At 44.9% G+C, this 18,574-nt stretch carries 14 protein-coding genes and 5 tRNA genes; all 19 read left to right on the top strand.

Annotated elements, in window-relative coordinates:
- The first annotated feature begins 388 nt into the window (after positions 1-388).
- The 19 genes from murB (at position 389) to tusD (ending at position 18,569) form a co-directional block, all read left to right on the top strand.
- A complete protein-coding gene (murB, locus tag K1M91_RS06105; RefSeq protein WP_232800668.1) occupies positions 389-1,459 on the top strand; it encodes a UDP-N-acetylmuramate dehydrogenase in 1,071 nt (356 codons plus the stop codon).
- 29 nt (positions 1,460-1,488) lie between these two features.
- The gene (birA, locus tag K1M91_RS06100) at positions 1,489-2,463 is read left to right on the top strand and encodes a bifunctional biotin--[acetyl-CoA-carboxylase] ligase/biotin operon repressor BirA (RefSeq protein WP_232800667.1); all 975 of its coding nucleotides are present in this window, start codon (positions 1,489-1,491) and stop codon (positions 2,461-2,463) included.
- A gap of 153 nt (positions 2,464-2,616) precedes the next feature.
- Positions 2,617-2,692: transfer RNA gene (locus K1M91_RS06095), tRNA-Thr, on the top strand.
- An 18-nt stretch (positions 2,693-2,710) separates the two neighbouring features.
- Positions 2,711-2,794 (top strand) — tRNA-Tyr (locus K1M91_RS06090).
- A gap of 43 nt (positions 2,795-2,837) precedes the next feature.
- Positions 2,838-2,912 (top strand) — tRNA-Gly (locus K1M91_RS06085).
- 9 nt (positions 2,913-2,921) lie between these two features.
- A tRNA-Thr gene (locus K1M91_RS06080) sits at positions 2,922-2,997 on the top strand.
- A gap of 74 nt (positions 2,998-3,071) precedes the next feature.
- Positions 3,072-4,256 carry an elongation factor Tu gene (tuf, locus tag K1M91_RS06075; RefSeq protein WP_232800650.1) on the top strand — a complete coding sequence of 395 codons (1,185 nt, stop codon included), beginning with the start codon at positions 3,072-3,074 and terminating at the stop codon, positions 4,254-4,256.
- Between the two features lie 172 nt (positions 4,257-4,428).
- Positions 4,429-4,504: transfer RNA gene (locus tag K1M91_RS06070), tRNA-Trp, on the top strand.
- A gap of 115 nt (positions 4,505-4,619) precedes the next feature.
- Positions 4,620-5,003 carry a preprotein translocase subunit SecE gene (gene secE / locus K1M91_RS06065; RefSeq protein ID WP_232800666.1) on the top strand — a complete coding sequence of 128 codons (384 nt, stop codon included), beginning with the start codon at positions 4,620-4,622 and terminating at the stop codon, positions 5,001-5,003.
- Positions 5,004-5,005: 2 nt separating this feature from the next.
- Complete coding sequence (gene nusG / locus K1M91_RS06060; protein ID WP_232800665.1) at positions 5,006-5,557, top strand: transcription termination/antitermination protein NusG; 552 nt, start codon at positions 5,006-5,008, stop codon at positions 5,555-5,557.
- Positions 5,558-5,813: 256 nt separating this feature from the next.
- Complete coding sequence (gene rplK, locus K1M91_RS06055; protein ID WP_232800664.1) at positions 5,814-6,242, top strand: 50S ribosomal protein L11; 429 nt, start codon at positions 5,814-5,816, stop codon at positions 6,240-6,242.
- Between the two features lie 3 nt (positions 6,243-6,245).
- Positions 6,246-6,950, top strand: coding sequence for a 50S ribosomal protein L1 (gene rplA / locus K1M91_RS06050; protein ID WP_232800663.1), 705 nt, complete (start codon positions 6,246-6,248; stop codon positions 6,948-6,950).
- Between the two features lie 234 nt (positions 6,951-7,184).
- The gene (rplJ, locus tag K1M91_RS06045) at positions 7,185-7,688 is read left to right on the top strand and encodes a 50S ribosomal protein L10 (protein ID WP_232800662.1); all 504 of its coding nucleotides are present in this window, start codon (positions 7,185-7,187) and stop codon (positions 7,686-7,688) included.
- A gap of 48 nt (positions 7,689-7,736) precedes the next feature.
- The gene (gene rplL / locus K1M91_RS06040) at positions 7,737-8,105 is read left to right on the top strand and encodes a 50S ribosomal protein L7/L12 (RefSeq protein WP_232800661.1); all 369 of its coding nucleotides are present in this window, start codon (positions 7,737-7,739) and stop codon (positions 8,103-8,105) included.
- A 218-nt stretch (positions 8,106-8,323) separates the two neighbouring features.
- Entirely contained in the window at positions 8,324-12,355 is a 4,032-nt protein-coding gene (gene rpoB, locus K1M91_RS06035; protein ID WP_232800660.1) for a DNA-directed RNA polymerase subunit beta, read from the top strand.
- A 78-nt stretch (positions 12,356-12,433) separates the two neighbouring features.
- Complete coding sequence (gene rpoC / locus K1M91_RS06030) at positions 12,434-16,651, top strand: DNA-directed RNA polymerase subunit beta' (RefSeq protein WP_232800659.1); 4,218 nt, start codon at positions 12,434-12,436, stop codon at positions 16,649-16,651.
- Positions 16,652-16,844: 193 nt separating this feature from the next.
- Positions 16,845-17,639, top strand: a complete 795-nt coding sequence (locus K1M91_RS06025; RefSeq protein ID WP_232800658.1) for a UDP-2,3-diacylglucosamine diphosphatase — start codon at positions 16,845-16,847, stop codon at positions 17,637-17,639.
- Positions 17,640-17,703: 64 nt separating this feature from the next.
- Positions 17,704-18,087 (top strand): RidA family protein, encoded by a 384-nt coding sequence (locus tag K1M91_RS06020; RefSeq protein ID WP_232800657.1) that lies wholly within the window; start codon positions 17,704-17,706, stop codon positions 18,085-18,087.
- 95 nt (positions 18,088-18,182) lie between these two features.
- Positions 18,183-18,569: a sulfurtransferase complex subunit TusD gene (tusD, locus tag K1M91_RS06015; protein WP_232800656.1), complete on the top strand. Its 387-nt coding sequence runs from the start codon at positions 18,183-18,185 to the stop codon at positions 18,567-18,569.
- The last annotated feature ends 5 nt before the right edge of the window (positions 18,570-18,574 follow it).

The following is an 18,574-nucleotide window of genomic DNA, read 5'->3' as shown; positions in this document are numbered from 1 at the left end:
CTGTCATAAAGCGGTTGTCTCTCAGTTGTAAGTTTTAGGTGTTGCAAGGTATTGATTATTATTTTGGCTAAGCACTCAAGGTTCGTGTCAGCTAAATCCTTGTCTGAGCTGATACAGCAGGTTTTATGCCATAAATGTTAATTGTGACTTTTTATGGTGCGCTTGCTGCGAGGTGGGGCTTGGTAATGGCGCACTGGTGGTGACAAAAAAATGTTAGCGCCCTGTTTTACCCTATGAGTGGTCTATATTGGTGCAAGGTGGGGTGGGTCTGCCCCTAATTGGTGCTTTGGTGCAGTAGTCCTTCCGATAAAGGTTTTATTTTGGGTCGGGCTTTAGTCGAACATTTTCAGTATAATGCTGCGCTGATATTTTGATTTAGGCCTTCTATATGATCATTTCCCAGCAACAGTCATTGCTTGATTTCAATTCTTTCGCTCTTGATGTGAAAGCGTATACCTTAGTGACGTTGGCGTCAGAAAGTGACTTAGACGATTTTACTTATCAACCAGATAGCCCGCATTTTATTCTTGCTGGTGGCAGTAACTTACTTTTTTGTGAAGACTTTAATGGGGTGCTCATCAAACCTGATTTCAAAGGAAAGACAGTAGTAGATGATGGCGATGATTGGTTGATTACTGTTGGTGCCGGTGAAAATTGGCATGAGTTTGTAACTTGGTGTTTGGCTAATGGCTATCATGGTTTAGAAAACCTAGCGTTAATCCCCGGCTGTGTTGGAGCCACACCAGTGCAAAATATTGGTGCTTATGGAGTTGAAGTAAAAGACTTCATCGACAGTGTTAGATCGTATCGCTTAGCTGACGGTGAGTGGCAAACGTTGTCACATCAAGCATGCCAATTCGCTTATCGCGACAGTGTGTTTAAGCATGAGTATAAAAACACCCATCTTATTGTTGAGGTTGTGTTTCGCTTACCTAAACAGTGGCTGCGCACCTTAAGTTATGGCGATTTGAAGCAGTTGCCAGAAGCGGCGAGTGCGCAACAAATTTACGATCTGGTGTGCCAAGTCAGGTCAGAAAAACTTCCTGATCCGAGTACCTTAGGTAACGCCGGTAGCTTTTTTAAAAATCCAGAGGTGCCAGCAGCGCAAGCGCAAGCACTGGCGATTGCTTATCCAGAGTTACCTATTTATGACACAGGTGCCGAGAATATTAAAAAGCTTGCTGCCGGCTGGTTGATCGACCAATGTGGTTTAAAAGGACGACAAGTCGGGGGTGCGAAGGTTCACCAGAAACAAGCTTTGGTATTGGTTAATCAAGGCGGTGCTACGCCTAAAGATGTGATTGAGTTGGCTTGGTTAGTGCGAAATCAAGTAGCTGAGCGGTTTGGTGTTTTACTCGAACATGAAGTGCGCTTTATAGCTGCAGATGGGGAAACAACCCTTGATGATATCATGTTGCAACTAGAGCGCGATGCGATAGACGTTGAGCAAGAAGCTTAAATTTTGAATTAATATTAGGTGGCGCTGCGATGACAACTAAGAAGAATATCAATCTCTTGATCCAACTGTTAGCGGATGGCCAGTTCTATTCTGGCGAATGGTTAGGCGAGCAATTAGGGGTGACTCGTACCTCAATTAGTAACTATATCAAACATGCCGAAGCATTAGGGCTGGATATTCACAGTGTAAAAGGTAAAGGCTATAAGTTGGTTGCGCCAATTGAGTTATTAGATGAAGCCTTGATCCGTTCGTTGTCGGAGCAAAAAGCGGTAGATGTATTTCCGGTGCTTGATTCCACTAATCAATATTTATTAGATCGGTTAGATCAGTTGACCCCTGGGGCAACTTGTATGGCTGAATGCCAAACGGCGGGGCGCGGTCGGCGTGGGCGACAATGGGTATCGCCATTTGGTTCCCATTTGTATTTATCCATGTACTGGCAGCTTGAAGCGGGCATGGGGGCGGCAATGGGGCTGAGCTTGGTGACAGGTATTGCAACAGTAAACGCACTTGAATCCTTAGGTGTTAGCGGCGTTCAGCTAAAATGGCCCAATGATATTTATGTCGCTGGGAAAAAGTTGGCTGGGATTTTAGTCGAAATGTCAGCTCAGGCTGCTGGGCCATGTCAGCTTGTGATAGGGCTAGGCCTTAATGTGAAGATGCCAGCAGCGGCGGCAGAAGGAATTGATCAACCATGGACCGATTTACATCAAATGGGCACGAGTGGTGTTGGCCGTAATCAATTGGCCGCAAGGCTGATTATGGCATTAGAACAAAGCTTGTCACTTTATGAGCAAGCGGGACTGGAGCCTTTCTTGACGCGTTGGCAAGCCCTTGATGCGTTTATTAATCAACCCGTTAATTTGATCATTGGCCCGAAGACTATTTCAGGTATTGCGCGAGGGATTGATGCTCAGGGGGCTTTGCTAGTTGAGCAACACGGGGTGATCAAGCCTTTTATCGGTGGCGAAATTTCTTTGCGGCTAGCTCATGTGCAATGTTGAGTTGCTTTAGTGCTGGTTTTTCATACCACAGAAGGAACTGAATTACTGATTTTGTATGAAGTTTGCCCACTCAGTCGATTTATCTTATTTTTTTGTACTTTTACTGTTGCAACAACGAAAACTATTACATAGAATGCGCGTCACTTAAATGAAGCCGACTTAGCTCAGTAGGTAGAGCAACTGACTTGTAATCAGTAGGTCACCAGTTCGATTCCGGTAGTCGGCACCATTTAATCATTTAAGTACTGGGGGGGTTCCCGAGTGGCCAAAGGGAGCAGATTGTAAATCTGCCGCGAAAGCTTCGATGGTTCGAATCCGTCCCCCCCCACCATCTAAGTTTTAAAGTGGTCTTTATTGACAACTAGAAACATGATGCGGGCATCGTATAATGGCTATTACCTCAGCCTTCCAAGCTGATGATGCGGGTTCGATTCCCGCTGCCCGCTCCAATACAAAATGCTGATATGGCTCAGTTGGTAGAGCGCACCCTTGGTAAGGGTGAGGTCGGCAGTTCAAATCTGCCTATCAGCACCATTTCTAGTCGCTTTAATCCAAAAATTTAATCATAGTGTGAAATCTTTCACCGTATTTGTCTCTGAGGGGCGAACATGTCTAAAGCAAAATTTGAACGTAATAAGCCTCACGTAAACGTGGGCACCATTGGTCACGTTGACCATGGTAAAACAACTCTAACCGCTGCTATTTCATCGGTTCTTACCAAAGCTTACGGTGGTGAAACTAAAGATTTCGCATCTATCGATAATGCACCTGAAGAGCGTGAGCGCGGTATTACAATCAATACTTCTCACATCGAGTACGACACACCGACTCGTCACTACGCACACGTAGACTGTCCAGGACACGCCGATTATGTTAAAAACATGATCACTGGTGCTGCTCAAATGGACGGCGCTATCCTAGTAGTAGCTGCGACTGATGGCCCAATGCCACAAACGCGTGAGCACATCCTACTTTCTCGTCAAGTTGGTGTTCCATACATCATCGTATTCATGAACAAATGTGACATGGTTGACGACGAAGAACTACTAGAGCTAGTAGAAATGGAAGTTCGTGAACTGCTATCTGAGTACGATTTCCCAGGTGATGACCTACCGTTAATCCAAGGTTCTGCGCTTAAAGCACTTGAAGGCGACGAAGCATGGGAAGCGAAAGTACTTGAGCTTGCAGAAGCACTAGACACTTACATCCCAGAGCCAGAGCGTGAAATCGATAAGCCATTCATCATGCCTATCGAAGACGTATTCTCTATCCAAGGTCGTGGTACTGTTGTAACTGGTCGTATCGAAGCGGGTATCGTTCGTGTACAAGACGAAGTAGAAATCGTTGGTATCAAAGAAACAACTAAGACGACTTGTACGGGTGTTGAAATGTTCCGTAAACTGCTTGACGAAGGTCGTGCAGGTGAGAACTGTGGTATTCTTCTACGTGGTACTAAGCGTGAAGACGTTGAACGTGGTCAAGTACTAGCTAAGCCTGGTTCAATCACACCACATACTAAGTTCGAATCAGAAGTATACGTACTAAGCAAAGATGAAGGTGGCCGTCATACTCCATTCTTCAAAGGTTACCGTCCACAGTTCTACTTCCGTACAACTGACATCACTGGTGCTGTAGAGCTTCCAGAAGGTGTAGAAATGGTAATGCCTGGTGACAACCTTAAATTCGTTGTAGAGCTAATCGCTCCAGTAGCAATGGATGAAGGTCTACGTTTCGCTATCCGTGAAGGTGGCCGTACAGTAGGCGCTGGTGTTGTATCTTCAATCATCGAATAAGTTCGATTGATTAAGAACACTCAAAAAAAGGTCGCTTCGGCGGCCTTTTGTGGTAGCTAAGGTATGAGAAATTACCCCAGCACTAAGATCTAAATCGATAGTAATACGTCTTAAGACAAGATTATTCAGGTTACATTTTAGTGAAAAAACCCTATAATAGGGCCGATTTTAAAGGGGTGTAGTTCCAACGGCAGAACGTCGGATTCCAAATCCGAATGTTGGGAGTTCGAATCTCTCCACCCCTGCCAAATTTGATCTCAGCAGATCAACAACGTTACCTGAATATTGCGCAATGAGCGTAAAGCAGGTCAGATAACCTCGCCTTGCGGGGCTTTTGCATTTACGAAAAGTGGATTTGGTTGTATGACAACGAGCAATGAAAGTACCAGCAGTTCAATGGATGGTCTAAAGTGGTGTACAGTAGCATTACTTTTAATCGGTGCCGTAGTAGGTAACTATTTTGCCGGTGAGGCTGACGCTCACTTTCTGGCACGATTAGTAGGTGTGATCTTTTTGGTTGTTGCCGCACTAGGTGTTGCTGCCGTAACAACAAAAGGCAAGATCTTTATTAGTTTTGCTAAAGAAGCGCAGATTGAAGTGCGAAAAGTGGTATGGCCAACGCGTCAAGAAGCCATGCAAACAACGTTTATCGTATTAGCCGTTTCTGCTATCACCGCACTGATTTTGTGGGGGCTTGACGGCATCTTAGTACGTTTAGTGGCATTCATTACTGGAGTTAGTCTTTAACTATGACTGAGATTGCAGAACAAAAAATGAGATGGTATGTAGTGCAAGCTTTTTCTGGCTATGAAGCACGCGTAACCAAAACACTCAATGAATATATTAAAATGCATGAAATGGAAGATTACTTCGAAGAGGTACTCGTGCCGACTGAAGAAGTGGTTGAAATGCGTGCGGGTCAAAAGCGTAAAAGCGAACGCAAGTTTTTCCCAGGTTATGTATTAGTTAAAATGGTGATGAACGATGAAACTTGGCACTTAGTGCGCAGTATTCCTCGTGTCATGGGCTTTATCGGTGGAACCACTGAACGTCCTGCACCCATTTCTCAAAAAGAAGCAGATGCTATTTTAAATCGCTTACAAGATGCGATTGATAAGCCAAGACCTAAAACCTTATTCGAACCAGGTGAAGTGGTTCGCGTTACTGATGGTCCATTTGCTGACTTTAACGGTGTGGTTGAAGAAGTCGATTATGATAAGAGCCGCGTTAAAGTGTCGGTACTTATTTTCGGTCGCTCAACACCGGTTGACTTAGAGTTTGGTCAAATTGAGAAATCGTAAAAACTGTTTTTGAAAAAGCCCCTTTAATAAGGGGCTTTTTTTTACCTGCCATAAATTAAGTGCGATTAAAAATAGTGCAATGGATACGCTAATTTGTTTGTAATTGCACCACTTTTAACCTAAAATACGCGCTCTTTTATATCTGGCGTTGACTGAACGCGAGATAAAGCAGCAAGTAAGCATTATTTATTTGCGTTTACACTAGGGAAGCGAGTGATTCATCACTGGCGTTATACCCACCCACGAGGTATTTAAAATGGCTAAAAAAGTCACGGCTTATATCAAGCTACAAGTTGCAGCTGGCGCTGCGAACCCAAGTCCCCCAGTTGGTCCTGCACTAGGTCAACACGGTGTTAACATCATGGAATTCTGTAAAGCGTTTAACGCAAAAACAGATTCTCTTGAAAAAGGTGCTCCAGTACCAGTAGTTATCACTGTATACGCTGACCGTTCTTTCACTTTTGAAACTAAGACTCCACCTGCATCTTTCTTACTTAAGAAAGCGGCTGGCATCAAGTCTGGTTCAGCAGTACCAAACAAGACTAAAGTGGGCACAGTAACACAAGCTCAACTTGAAGAGATCGCAAAAACTAAAGAAGCAGACCTAACCGGTGCTGATTTAGAAGCGATGGTTCGTTGTATCGCTGGATCTGCCCGTTCTATGGGCTTGGTAGTAGAGGGCTAAGAAATGGCTAAAGTATCTAAGCGCATGCGCGCAATCAAAGAAAAAGTTGACGGTACTAAAGAGTACAGCATCAACGAAGCTATTGCTCTACTTCAAGAATTAGCAACTGCTAAATTCGTAGAAAGTGTAGATGCTTCTGTAAACCTAGGCATTGATGCACGTAAATCTGACCAAAACGTACGTGGCGCAACTGTGCTACCACACGGTACTGGCCGCGAAGTACGTGTTGCAGTATTTACCCAAGGTGCTAACGCTGAAGCGGCTCTTGCTGCTGGCGCTGACATCGTAGGTATGGATGACCTAGCGGCACAAGTTAAAGCTGGCGAAATGAACTTCGACGTAGTAATTGCTTCTCCTGATGCAATGCGCGTTGTCGGTCAACTTGGCCAAATCTTAGGTCCACGCGGCCTAATGCCTAACCCTAAAGTTGGCACAGTAACACCTGACGTTGCAACAGCAGTTAAAAATGCTAAAGCAGGTCAAGTACGTTACCGTAATGACAAAAATGGTATCATCCATACTACCATTGGTAAGGCAACATTCTCTGGCGATCAAATCAAAGAGAACCTTGAGTCACTAATCATTGCACTTAAGAAAGCTAAGCCTTCTTCTGCAAAAGGTCAGTTCATCAAGAAAGTAACAATTTCGACTACTATGGGCGCAGGCGTTGCTGTAGACCAAGCAACACTAGTAACCGTAGTAGCATAATTGACAAGGCGTGAAATTGTTGTATAATTTTGCGCCTTGATTTGGAAAGGGCCATTGGTCCCCTCCAAGACCGTTGGCGTGAGCCTAGATAAGCGCACTTAATATCCAACGTAGATGGTACCGGACCCCAGATAGAATTATTCTGCTGGTTCCGTTTGCCGTATTAGTCCCTCTAACTTGTTAGAGGTTATTTTTCCAGACATTAGTCTGGTATGGAATCCAGGAGTAAAGCCAATGGCAATCAGACTCGACGACAAAAAAGCAATTGTTGCTGAAGTCAACGAAGCTGCCCAGGCTGCCCTATCTGCTGTAGTTGCTGATTCACGTGGCGTTACAGTAGGTGCAATGAACAGTTTACGCGCTAAAGCTCGTGAAGCTGGTGTAACATTACGTGTAGTACGTAATACACTAGCTCGTCGTGCTGTTGAAGGTACCTCTTTTGAGTGTCTTCAAACTGTGTTTACTGGTCCTACTCTTATTGCTTTTTCTCTTGAGCACCCAGGTGCTGCAGCGCGTCTTCTAAAAGACTTCGCTAAAGAAGAAAAGAAATTTGAAGTAAAAGGGTTAGCCTACGAGGGAGAATTAATCCCTGCAGAGCAAATTGACCGCTTAGCGAAGCTACCAACATACGACGAAGCAATTGCGCAGCTAATGATGACGATGAAAGAAGCGTCTGCTGGCAAGCTGGTACGTACACTGGCTGCACTTCGCGACCAAAAAGAGCAAGAAGCAGCTTAATAAGTTTGCTTATTTTTAAAAATTTCATAAATTTAGGAAATTTGAGTCATGTCTATCACTAAAGACCAAATCTTAGAAGCTGTTGCAGCAATGACTGTAATGGAAGTTGTTGAACTAGTTGAAGCAATGGAAGAAAAATTCGGCGTATCTGCTGCAGCTGCAGTAGTATCTGGCGGCGGCGACGCTGGCGCAGCTGCTGAAGAGCAAACTGAATTCACAGTAATTCTTAAGTCTGCTGGCGCTAACAAAGTTGCAGCTATCAAAGCTGTACGTGGCGCAACAGGTCTAGGCCTTAAAGAAGCTAAAGCAGTAGTTGATGCAGCTCCTGCTCCAGTTAAAGAAGGCGTTGATAAAGCTGAAGCTGAAGCGCTTAAAGCAGCTCTAGAAGAAGCTGGTGCTGAAGTTGAACTTAAGTAATCTATCATTAGATTACTAGTCGATTCGTCGGCTAGAGGCTGGTGCTTTTTGGCACCGGCCTTTTTGCGCTATAGGAATAGTTGAAATTTCGTCTCGTTTGTTCGACTATGCTAAAGCCTAAATGTGTTGTTTAACATTTAGCACTACAAAACGATACAACTAAGATCTGTCCCACGGTTGGACAGAGTGGGTCACTTATCAGCGAGCTGAGGAACCATATGGTTTACTCTTATACAGAGAAAAAACGTATTCGTAAGGACTTTGGTAAGCGTCCGCAGGTTATTGAGACTCCTTACCTATTGTCTATCCAGCTTGATTCGTTCAAACGTTTCATTAACGTTGATCCTGAAGGCGAAGTTGGACTAGAAGCTGCATTTCGTAGCGTATTTCCGATCAAGAGCTATTCTGGTACATCGGAATTACAATATGTGAGTTTCCGCTTAGGCGAACCTGTGTTTGACGTGAAAGAATGTCAAATCCGAGGTGTTACATATTCCGCACCCCTTCGAGTCAAGCTACGTCTAGTGCTTTATGATAGAGACGCACCAGCGGGCACTGTAAAGGATATTAAAGAGCAAGAAGTCTACATGGGTGAAATGCCACTCATGACTGAGAACGGTACTTTCGTTATCAACGGTACTGAGCGCGTAATAGTATCTCAGTTACATCGTTCTCCAGGTGTATTCTTCGATCACGACAAGGGTAAAACCCATAGCTCTGGTAAAGTTCTTTATAATGCTCGAGTTATTCCTTACCGTGGATCTTGGTTAGATTTCGAATTCGATCCGAAAGACAATTTATTTGTCCGTATCGACCGTCGTCGTAAGCTACCAAGCACCATCGTTCTTCGTGCGTTGGAATACACTACCGAAGAAATTTTAGAGATGTTCTTTGATACAGTTCATTTCGAGATTAAAGATGGCAAACTGACACTAGACTTAGTGGCAGAGCGTTTACGTGGTGAAATCGCGACATTTGATATCGTAGTTGATGGCGAAGTACTAGTAGAAACTGGTCGTCGTATTACTGCGCGTCATATTCGTGAATTACAAAAAGCCAACGTTGAGCGTTTAGAAGTACCTGCGGAATACATCGTAGGTAAAGTAGCAGCGAAAGATTACGTTAATGCTGAGACTGGCGAAGTAATCGTACCTGCTAACACTGAGCTAACTCTTGAAATGGTCGCTGAAATGTCACTTGCTGGCATTAAAGAATTCGAAACACTGTACACCAGTGAATTAGACAGCGGTGCATACATTTCAAATACGCTACGTATCGATTCATCGACTAACCGTCTTGAAGCGTTAGTAGAAATTTACCGCATGATGCGTCCTGGTGAGCCACCAACGCGTGATGCAGCTGAAGCCCTATTTGAAAACTTATTCTTCAATGAAGATCGTTATGACCTATCTAAAGTAGGCCGTATGAAGTTCAACCGTCGTGTTGATTTTGAAGATGAGCAAGGTGCTGGCACATTAAGTAAAGAAGATATTGTCGCGGTAATGAAAACCCTGATCAATATCCGCGATGGTAAAGGCGAAGTGGACGATATCGACCACCTTGGTAACCGTCGTATTCGTTGTGTTGGTGAAATGGCTGAAAACCAATTCCGTGTTGGCCTCGTTCGTGTTGAACGTGCTGTACGTGAACGTCTATCTCTAGGTGACTTAGACGCGGTAATGCCACAAGATCTAATCAACGCGAAACCGATTTCTGCAGCAGTGAAAGAATTCTTTGGTTCTTCACAGTTGTCGCAATTTATGGATCAAAACAACCCGCTATCAGAAGTGACGCACAAACGTCGTATTTCTGCATTAGGTCCGGGTGGTCTAACGCGTGAGCGTGCAGGCTTTGAAGTTCGAGACGTACATCCGACTCACTACGGTCGTCTATGTCCTATCGAAACGCCTGAAGGTCCAAACATCGGTCTAATTAACTCATTAGCGACTTTCTCTCGTACTAACTCGTACGGTTTCCTTGAAACACCATACCGCAAGGTTGTTGATGGTGTAGTAACGGATGACGTTGAGTATTTGTCTGCGATTGAAGAAGGTAACTACGTTATCGCACAGGCCAATGCCGCGGTAGACGAAGATGCTAAGTTAACAGACGAATTGATTCCATGTCGTCACAAAGGTGAATCTACCTTTATGACTGCAGATCAAATGCAATATATGGACGTATCTCCACAGCAGATCATCTCTGTTGCGGCATCGCTTATTCCGTTCCTAGAACACGATGACGCGAACCGTGCATTGATGGGATCGAACATGCAACGTCAAGCTGTACCAACACTAAGAGCTGATAAGCCATTAGTAGGTACCGGTATTGAAAAACGTATTGCTGTCGACTCTGGTGTAACCGTAGTTGCTAAGCGCGGCGGTGTGGTTGATTACGTTGATGCATCACGCATCGTAATTAAAGTAAATGAAGAAGAAATGGTACCGGGCGAAGCAGGTATCGACATTTACAACCTGAACAAATACACCCGTTCAAACCAAAATACATGTATCAACCAACGTCCTACTTGTAACCCAGGTGAGCCGATTGTTAAAGGTGATGTATTAGCGGATGGTCCTTCAACCGACATGGGCGAACTTGCTCTTGGCCAAAACATGAAGATCGCCTTCATGCCTTGGAACGGTTACAACTTTGAGGATTCCATCACTGTTTCTGAGCGTGTGGTTAAAGAAGACCGCTTTACCACTATCCATATTCAAGAGCTATCTTGTATCTCTCGTGATACTAAGTTAGGTCCTGAAGAGATCACTGCGGATATTCCAAACGTAGGTGAGTCAGCCCTTAGCAAACTGGATGAGTCTGGTGTTGTATATGTGGGTGCTGAAGTAAAACCTGGCGATATCCTAGTCGGTAAAGTAACACCTAAAGGTGAAACTCAGCTAACACCAGAAGAGAAACTATTACGAGCTATCTTCGGTGAAAAAGCGTCTGACGTTAAAGACAGCTCGCTACGTGTTGCAAACTCAGTTTACGGTACCGTAATCGATGTTCAAGTATTTACCCGTGATGGCGTAGAGAAAGACAAGCGTGCGATCGAAATTGAAGAGATGCAGCTGAAAGAAGCGAAGAAAGACTTGACTGAAGAGTTCAAGATCTTAGAAGACGGTGTTTTCTCGCGTGCGAAGAACCTGTTGATCGCGGCTGGTAAATCAGAAGAAACTCTGATTAAAACGTCTCGTGACAAGTGGTTTGAAATTGCCCTTGCTGACGAAGAAGTGCAAAGCCAGTTAGAGCAAATTGGTGAGCAGTACGACGAGCTGAAAGCGGAATTCGACAAGAAATTTGATACTAAACGTCGCAAAATCATCCAAGGTGATGATCTAGCGCCGGGTGTATTGAAGATTGTTAAAGTTTACCTTGCGGTTAAACGTCGTATTCAACCTGGTGATAAAATGGCCGGTCGTCACGGTAACAAAGGTGTTATCTCGACTATCGTACCTATCGAAGACATGCCTCATGACGAGCATGGTGAACCAGTTGATATCGTGTTAAACCCATTGGGTGTACCGTCACGGATGAACATCGGTCAGGTTCTTGAAACCCACTTAGGCCTAGCGGCTAAAGGTGTGGGTGAGAAGATTGACCGCATGCTGAAAGATCAGCGTGAAGTTGAAATTGCCAAAGTACGCGATTTCATTCAGCAGGTTTATGATCTAGGTAATACCCGTCAAGAAGTAGACCTAACTACTTTCACAGATGACGAAGTATTACGCTTAGCCCATCACTTACGTAAAGGTTTGCCTACGGCAACGCCAGCGTTTGATGGTGCGAAAGAAGGTGAGATTAAAGAGCTACTGCGTTTAGCTGATTTACCTGATTCAGGTCAGCTACAATTGTTTGATGGCCGTACTGGTAATGCGTTTGAGCGTCCAGTAACGGTGGGTTACATGTACATGCTGAAACTTAACCACTTGGTTGATGACAAGATGCATGCGCGTTCTACAGGCTCTTACAGCCTAGTAACTCAGCAACCTCTGGGTGGTAAAGCTCAGTTCGGTGGCCAACGTTTTGGTGAGATGGAAGTATGGGCACTAGAAGCATACGGTGCCGCTTATACGCTTCAAGAAATGCTGACTGTTAAGTCAGATGATGTGAATGGTCGTACTAAGATGTATAAGAACATCGTAGACGGTGACCATAGAATGGAGCCAGGCATGCCTGAGTCGTTCAACGTATTGTTGAAAGAAATCCGTTCTCTAAGCATCAACATCGAGCTAGACGAAAAATAAGCAGGGCTTAAGCCTGAAGTGAGTAAAGCGCTTTCAATGCGAAAGCGCTTTTAGCGTCGTTCCCAGTGGGAGAAAAACGTGAAAGACTTATTAAAGTTTTTAAAACAGCAAAATAAGACCGAAGAATTTGATGGTATCAAAATCGGTCTTGCTTCACCTGATCAAGTACGTTCTTGGTCTTTCGGTGAAGTTAAAAAGCCAGAAACCATTAACTACCGTACTTTTAAGCCTGAGCGTGACGGCCTTTTTTGTGCGCGTATTTTTGGTCCTGTAAAAGATTACGAATGTTTGTGTGGTAAATACAAGCGTCTTAAGCACCGTGGTGTGATCTGTGAGAAGTGTGGCGTAGAAGTTACCCAGACTAAAGTTCGTCGTGACCGTATGGGCCACATCGAATTAGCTTCTCCTGTTGCGCACATTTGGTTCTTAAAATCACTGCCATCTCGTATCGGTCTATTACTAGACATGACGCTACGTGATATTGAGCGCATTCTTTACTTTGAATCTTTCGTGGTAATCGAGCCAGGTATGACTAACCTGGAGCGCGGTCAAATGCTGACCGAAGAAAATTACCTAGACGCGCTTGAAGAATGGGGTGATGAGTTTGAAGCTAAGATGGGGGCTGAAGCAGTTTTACAACTGTTAAAAGCAATCGAGCTTCAGAGCGAAATCAAAATTATGCACGAAGAGTTAGAAACGACTAACTCTGAAACTAAGCGTAAGAAGCTAACTAAGCGTCTTAAGCTGATGGAAGCATTTGACCAATCAGGCAACAAGCCAGAGTGGATGATCCTAACGGTTCTTCCAGTGCTACCACCTGATCTACGTCCATTAGTTCCACTAGACGGCGGTCGTTTCGCGACATCCGATCTAAACGATCTTTACCGTCGTGTCATCAACCGTAACAACCGTCTTAAGCGTCTACTTGACCTAGCGGCGCCAGACATTATCGTACGTAACGAAAAGCGTATGTTACAAGAGTCTGTTGATGCGCTATTAGATAACGGTCGTCGCGGTCGTGCGATTACTGGTTCTAACAAACGTCCGCTTAAATCTTTGGCCGATATGATCAAAGGTAAACAAGGTCGTTTCCGTCAAAACTTACTTGGTAAGCGTGTTGACTACTCAGGCCGTTCGGTAATTACCGTTGGTCCAACACTTCGCTTACACCAGTGTGGTCTTCCTAAGAAGATGGCACTTGAGCTATTTAAGCCATTCGTATACGGCAAGCTAGAAGCGCGTGGTTTAGCCACTACGATCAAAGCAGCTAAGAAATTAGTTGAGCGCGAAGGCGGTGAAGTATGGGATATCCTAGAAGACGTAATCCGCGAACATCCGGTTATGTTAAACCGTGCACCAACCCTGCACAGACTTGGTATCCAAGCGTTTGAGCCAGTATTAATTGAAGGTAAAGCAATCCAATTACATCCATTGGTTTGTGCGGCATACAACGCCGACTTCGATGGTGACCAAATGGCGGTACACGTTCCTCTAACTATCGAAGCACAGTTAGAAGCGCGTACCCTAATGATGTCAACTAACAACGTACTTTCTCCAGCGAACGGTGAGCCAATCATCGTACCTTCTCAGGACGTTGTATTGGGTCTTTACTACATGACACGTGATCGCATTAATGCGAAAGGCGAAGCCATGTGGTTTAAGAGCCCGAAAGAAGCAGAAAAAGCGTACCGTGCCGGTGCGGTTGAACTTCATGCGCGCGTTAAGGTTCGTATCACTGAAACAGTGATCGACGATGAAGGTAACCGTAGCGAAGTGGTCAGCCTGAAAGATACGACTGTTGGTCGTTCTATTCTTTGGCTTATCGCTCCTGCAGGCATGGATTTCGAGCTATTTAACCAAGCGATTGGTAAAAAGCAAGTATCAGGTCTAATTAACGCTTGTTACCGTAAGCTTGGTCTAAAACCAACGGTAATTTTTGCTGACCAATTAATGTACACCGGTTTCCATTACGCGACCCTGTCTGGTGCCTCTGTAGGTATCAACGACATGGTGATCCCGGATGAGAAAAAAGGCATCATTGAAGCTGCTGAAGAAGAAGTTCAAGAAATTTCTGAGCAGTTCCAATCAGGTCTAGTTACCGCGGGTGAGCGTTATAACAAAGTAATCGATATCTGGGCATCAGCTAACGAACAAGTTTCTAAAGCGATGATGGATAACCTGTCTACTGAAACGGTTATTAACCGTGAAGGTAAAGAGGAAACTCAGAAATCATTTAACAGCATCTACATGATGGCCGACTCAGGCGCGCGTGGTAGTGCTGCGCAGATTCGTCAGCTAGCGGGTATGCGTGGTCTGATGGCTAAGCCAGATGGCTCTATCATCGAAACGCCGATTGTTGCGAACTTCCGTGAAGGTCTAAACGTACTTCAGTACTTTATCTCGACTCACGGTGCACGTAAGGGTCTAGCAGATACGGCACTTAAAACGGCTAACTCAGGTTACCTAACGCGTCGTCTAGTAGACGTAGCACAAGATTTAGTCGTAACCGAAGAAGACTGTGGTACACACGAAGGTCTATGGGTAATGCCATTGATTGAAGGCGGCGACGTTGTTGAGCCTTTACGTGAGCGTGTGCTAGGTCGTGTTGTTGCTGAAGACATCATTAAGCCAGGTACTGAAAACGAAGTATTAGTTGAGCGTAACATCATGCTTGACGAAAAACTGTGTGACATTCTTGAAGAAAACTCAGTTGATATCGTTAAAGTGCGCTCTGTTATCACTTGTGAAAACGACTATGGTGTGTGTGCAAACTGTTACGGTCGTGACCTAGCACGTGGTCATATTGTTGGCCAAGGTGAAGCGGTTGGTGTTATTGCAGCACAATCAATCGGTGAGCCGGGTACACAGTTAACCATGCGTACCTTCCACATTGGTGGTGCAGCATCAAGAGCGTCAGCAGAAAACAACGTTCAAGTTAAAAACACGGGTAGCGTGAAACTTTACAACGCTAAGTTTGTGGTTAACTCTGACGGTAAACCAGTGGTAACTTCTCGTTCTACCGAGTTAATGGTACTGGACGAACTAGGACAAACCAAAGAAGCGCACAAAGTGCCTTACGGTGCAATCCTAGAGAAGAAAGACGGTGAAGCGATTACCGCTGGTGAAGTGGTTGCTAACTGGGACCCACATACTCACCCAATCATCACTGAGGTAGCGGGTACCATCAAGTTTGCTGACTTGATTGAGAATGTGACTGTCACTCGTCAAACTGATGAGCTAACAGGTCTATCTAGCATGGTTGTGCTTGATCCAGGTCAGCGCCCAAGTGCTGGTAAAGAAATGCGCCCAATGGTTAAGTTGGTTGATGCGGCAGGGAATGACATTAACATTCCTGGCACTGACATTGCTGCGCAATACTTCTTACCTGGTAATGCGATTGTGAACCTTGAAGATGGTGTGCAAGTAAACGTGGGTGACGCGCTAGCGCGTATTCCACAAGAAAGCTCGAAGACTCGTGATATCACGGGTGGTCTACCTCGCGTAGCTGACTTATTCGAAGCGCGTACACCGAAAGATGCTGCAATCCTAGCGGAAGTAACAGGTACTATTTCTTACGGTAAAGAAACCAAGGGTAAGCGTCGTCTTGTAATTACGCAGCCAGATGGTGAACATTACGAAGAGATGATTCCTAAGTGGCGTCACCTTAACGTGTTTGAGGGTGAGAAGGTTCAAAAAGGTGAAGTTATCGCCGATGGTCCAGAATCACCACATGATATTTTACGTCTGCGTGGTATTAGCCCAGTGGCTAACTACATCGCGAATGAAGTACAAGACGTTTACCGTCTACAAGGCGTAAAAATCAACGATAAGCACATTGAAGTTATCGTGCGTCAAATGCTGCGTAAAGTGATCATCAAAGCTTCTGGTGATACTGACTTCTTACCTGGTGAGCAGGTTGAAGTGGCTCGCGTAAACATTGCTAACCGTGCATTGATTGCTGAAGGAAAAACACCGGCTACGTTCTTCCATGAACTACTGGGTATTACTAAAGCATCACTTGCCACTGAATCATTTATTTCGGCAGCATCGTTCCAAGAAACGACGCGCGTATTAACTGAAGCAGCGGTAGGCGGCAAAGTGGATGAGCTTCGTGGCTTGAAAGAAAACGTTATCGTGGGTCGTCTGATCCCTGCGGGTACCGGTTATTCTTACCACAAAGAGCGTAACGAGCGTCGCAACAATCCTGAAGCGGCTAAACCAGCACCAGTGACAGCAGATGAAGCAGAACAAAGTTTAGCTAATCTGCTTAACTTAGCGGACTCAAGCGACAACTAATCAGCTATCTATAGACTGACAAAAAAGGGCACCTTCGGGTGCCCTTTTTATTGCCTAGTATTTAGTCTCAGCAGCTCTAGCTTGATTGGGTTTAGTATCAAACCTCAATGTTTCATCTGAGCATCACACCGCTGTCACCTTTTGTTCATTTGTGATTGTTAGCTTAAATTGTACTGTTCAATGAGAGGCAAGTATGGCTAAAGTCATTCATTACTATCGTACTGTTTGGTTATCGGATGTGCACTTAGGCTTTAAGGATTGTAAAGCGGAGTATCTAATCCAGTTTTTACAAAGTATGCGCTGTGACAAATTGATTCTAGCTGGTGATATTGTCGACTTTTGGGCCCTAAAAAGGCAAGTGTACTGGCCCGAATCCCATATGAAAGTGGTGCAGTTATTGCTAGACATTGCGCGCCAAGGTACCCAAGTGATTTATGTACCGGGTAATCATGACGCCGCGATCCGCCAACTTGGCCAGCCGGAGCTAAATTTGGCGCAGATCCATCATCAATATCAACATACCACCAGTTTGGGATTGAAAGTATTGGTGCTTCATGGTGATGAGTTTGATGCGATGGTCTGTTATTCCAAGATCACTTCGTTTATTGGCGATCTTTCTTATGATCTTTTGCTCTTTCTCAATCGGCATGTCTATCACCTGCGTAAGCGATTGGGGTTTAACTATTGGTCATTGGCGGGGTATATCAAAGAACGGATCCCGAAAGCGAATATTGCCATTTCCCGTTTTCGTCATGCTGCCATGGCTTATGGGCGTCGTAAGGGTGTAAATATGGTGGTATGTGGTCATATTCATCATCCTGAGATGGTGACAGAAGCTGACATGATCTATACCAACTTGGGGGATTGGGTGGAGAATTGCAGTGCGCTCGTTGAAGAGCTTGATGGCAATCTACACTTGGTACGCAGCACTGAACAAACAGAATTCTTGCAACATCTCGATGAGGCGCATTTATCCAGTGTGGCTTAAGGCTGCTGTGTTTTAGATGTAATTACGTTAAGATAAAGTACCTTATAATTATCGAGATGTAACCATGACTAAGCACATTATTGCCACTGACCAAGCGCCAGCCGCGATTGGCCCCTATTCACAAGCTAACAAATGGGGCGACCTTATTTTTACTTCGGGTCAAATTCCTTTGGTGCCTGAAACCATGGCGGTGTTAGAAGGTGACATTACGGCTCAGGCTGAGTTGGTGATGGAAAACCTAATGAAGGTTCTAGCAGAAGGTGGCGCCGATGAAACGACCGTAGTGAAAACGACTTGTTTCTTAAGTGACATGAATAACTTTGTGGCCTTTAACGAAGTCTATGGCAAGTATTTCCCAACCAATGCACCCGCCCGCTCTTGCGTTGAAGTGGCACGTTTACCTAAAGACGTATTGGTTGAAGTTGAAGCGATTGCTTACGTTAAGTGATAGCGATCTTGGTTGATCTTAGTATTGTTTAATTCAGCTAAGATCAATCACAAGCAGCTATCTCTGCATTATCTTATTGTCACGTTGGGGTTTACATGCGTTTAGCGATACTCGTCACCGCGCCCGCTTATGGTAGCCAAGGTTCGGCTTCTGCTTATATGTTTACGCAAGCAGCAATTGAAATGGGGCATGAGATCCAAGGGATCTTTTTTTATCAGCAAGGTGTGACCAATGCTAACAACTTTACCACGCCCGCCAGTGATGAAGACGATTTAGTTGCATTATGGGCAGCCCTTGCCGTGGAGCATGGCTTCAGTCTTGATGTGTGCATTTCTGCCGCTTTGCGCCGTGGCGTGGTAGATAGCGTGTCAGCGCAAGAGCAGCAACTGGCCGCGGCTAATTTGCAAGCGCCATTTGCCATGACAGGGTTAGGGCAGCTAGCCGAGCTATCAAGTCGAGCTGATCGCTTGGTGCAGTTTTAGGGGCA

It is taken from the genome of Motilimonas sp. E26 (genome assembly GCF_021278025.1).
Lineage (GTDB): Bacteria > Pseudomonadota > Gammaproteobacteria > Enterobacterales > CBDFNC01 > Motilimonas.
This window is presented reverse-complemented; position numbering and strand designations above follow the sequence as displayed.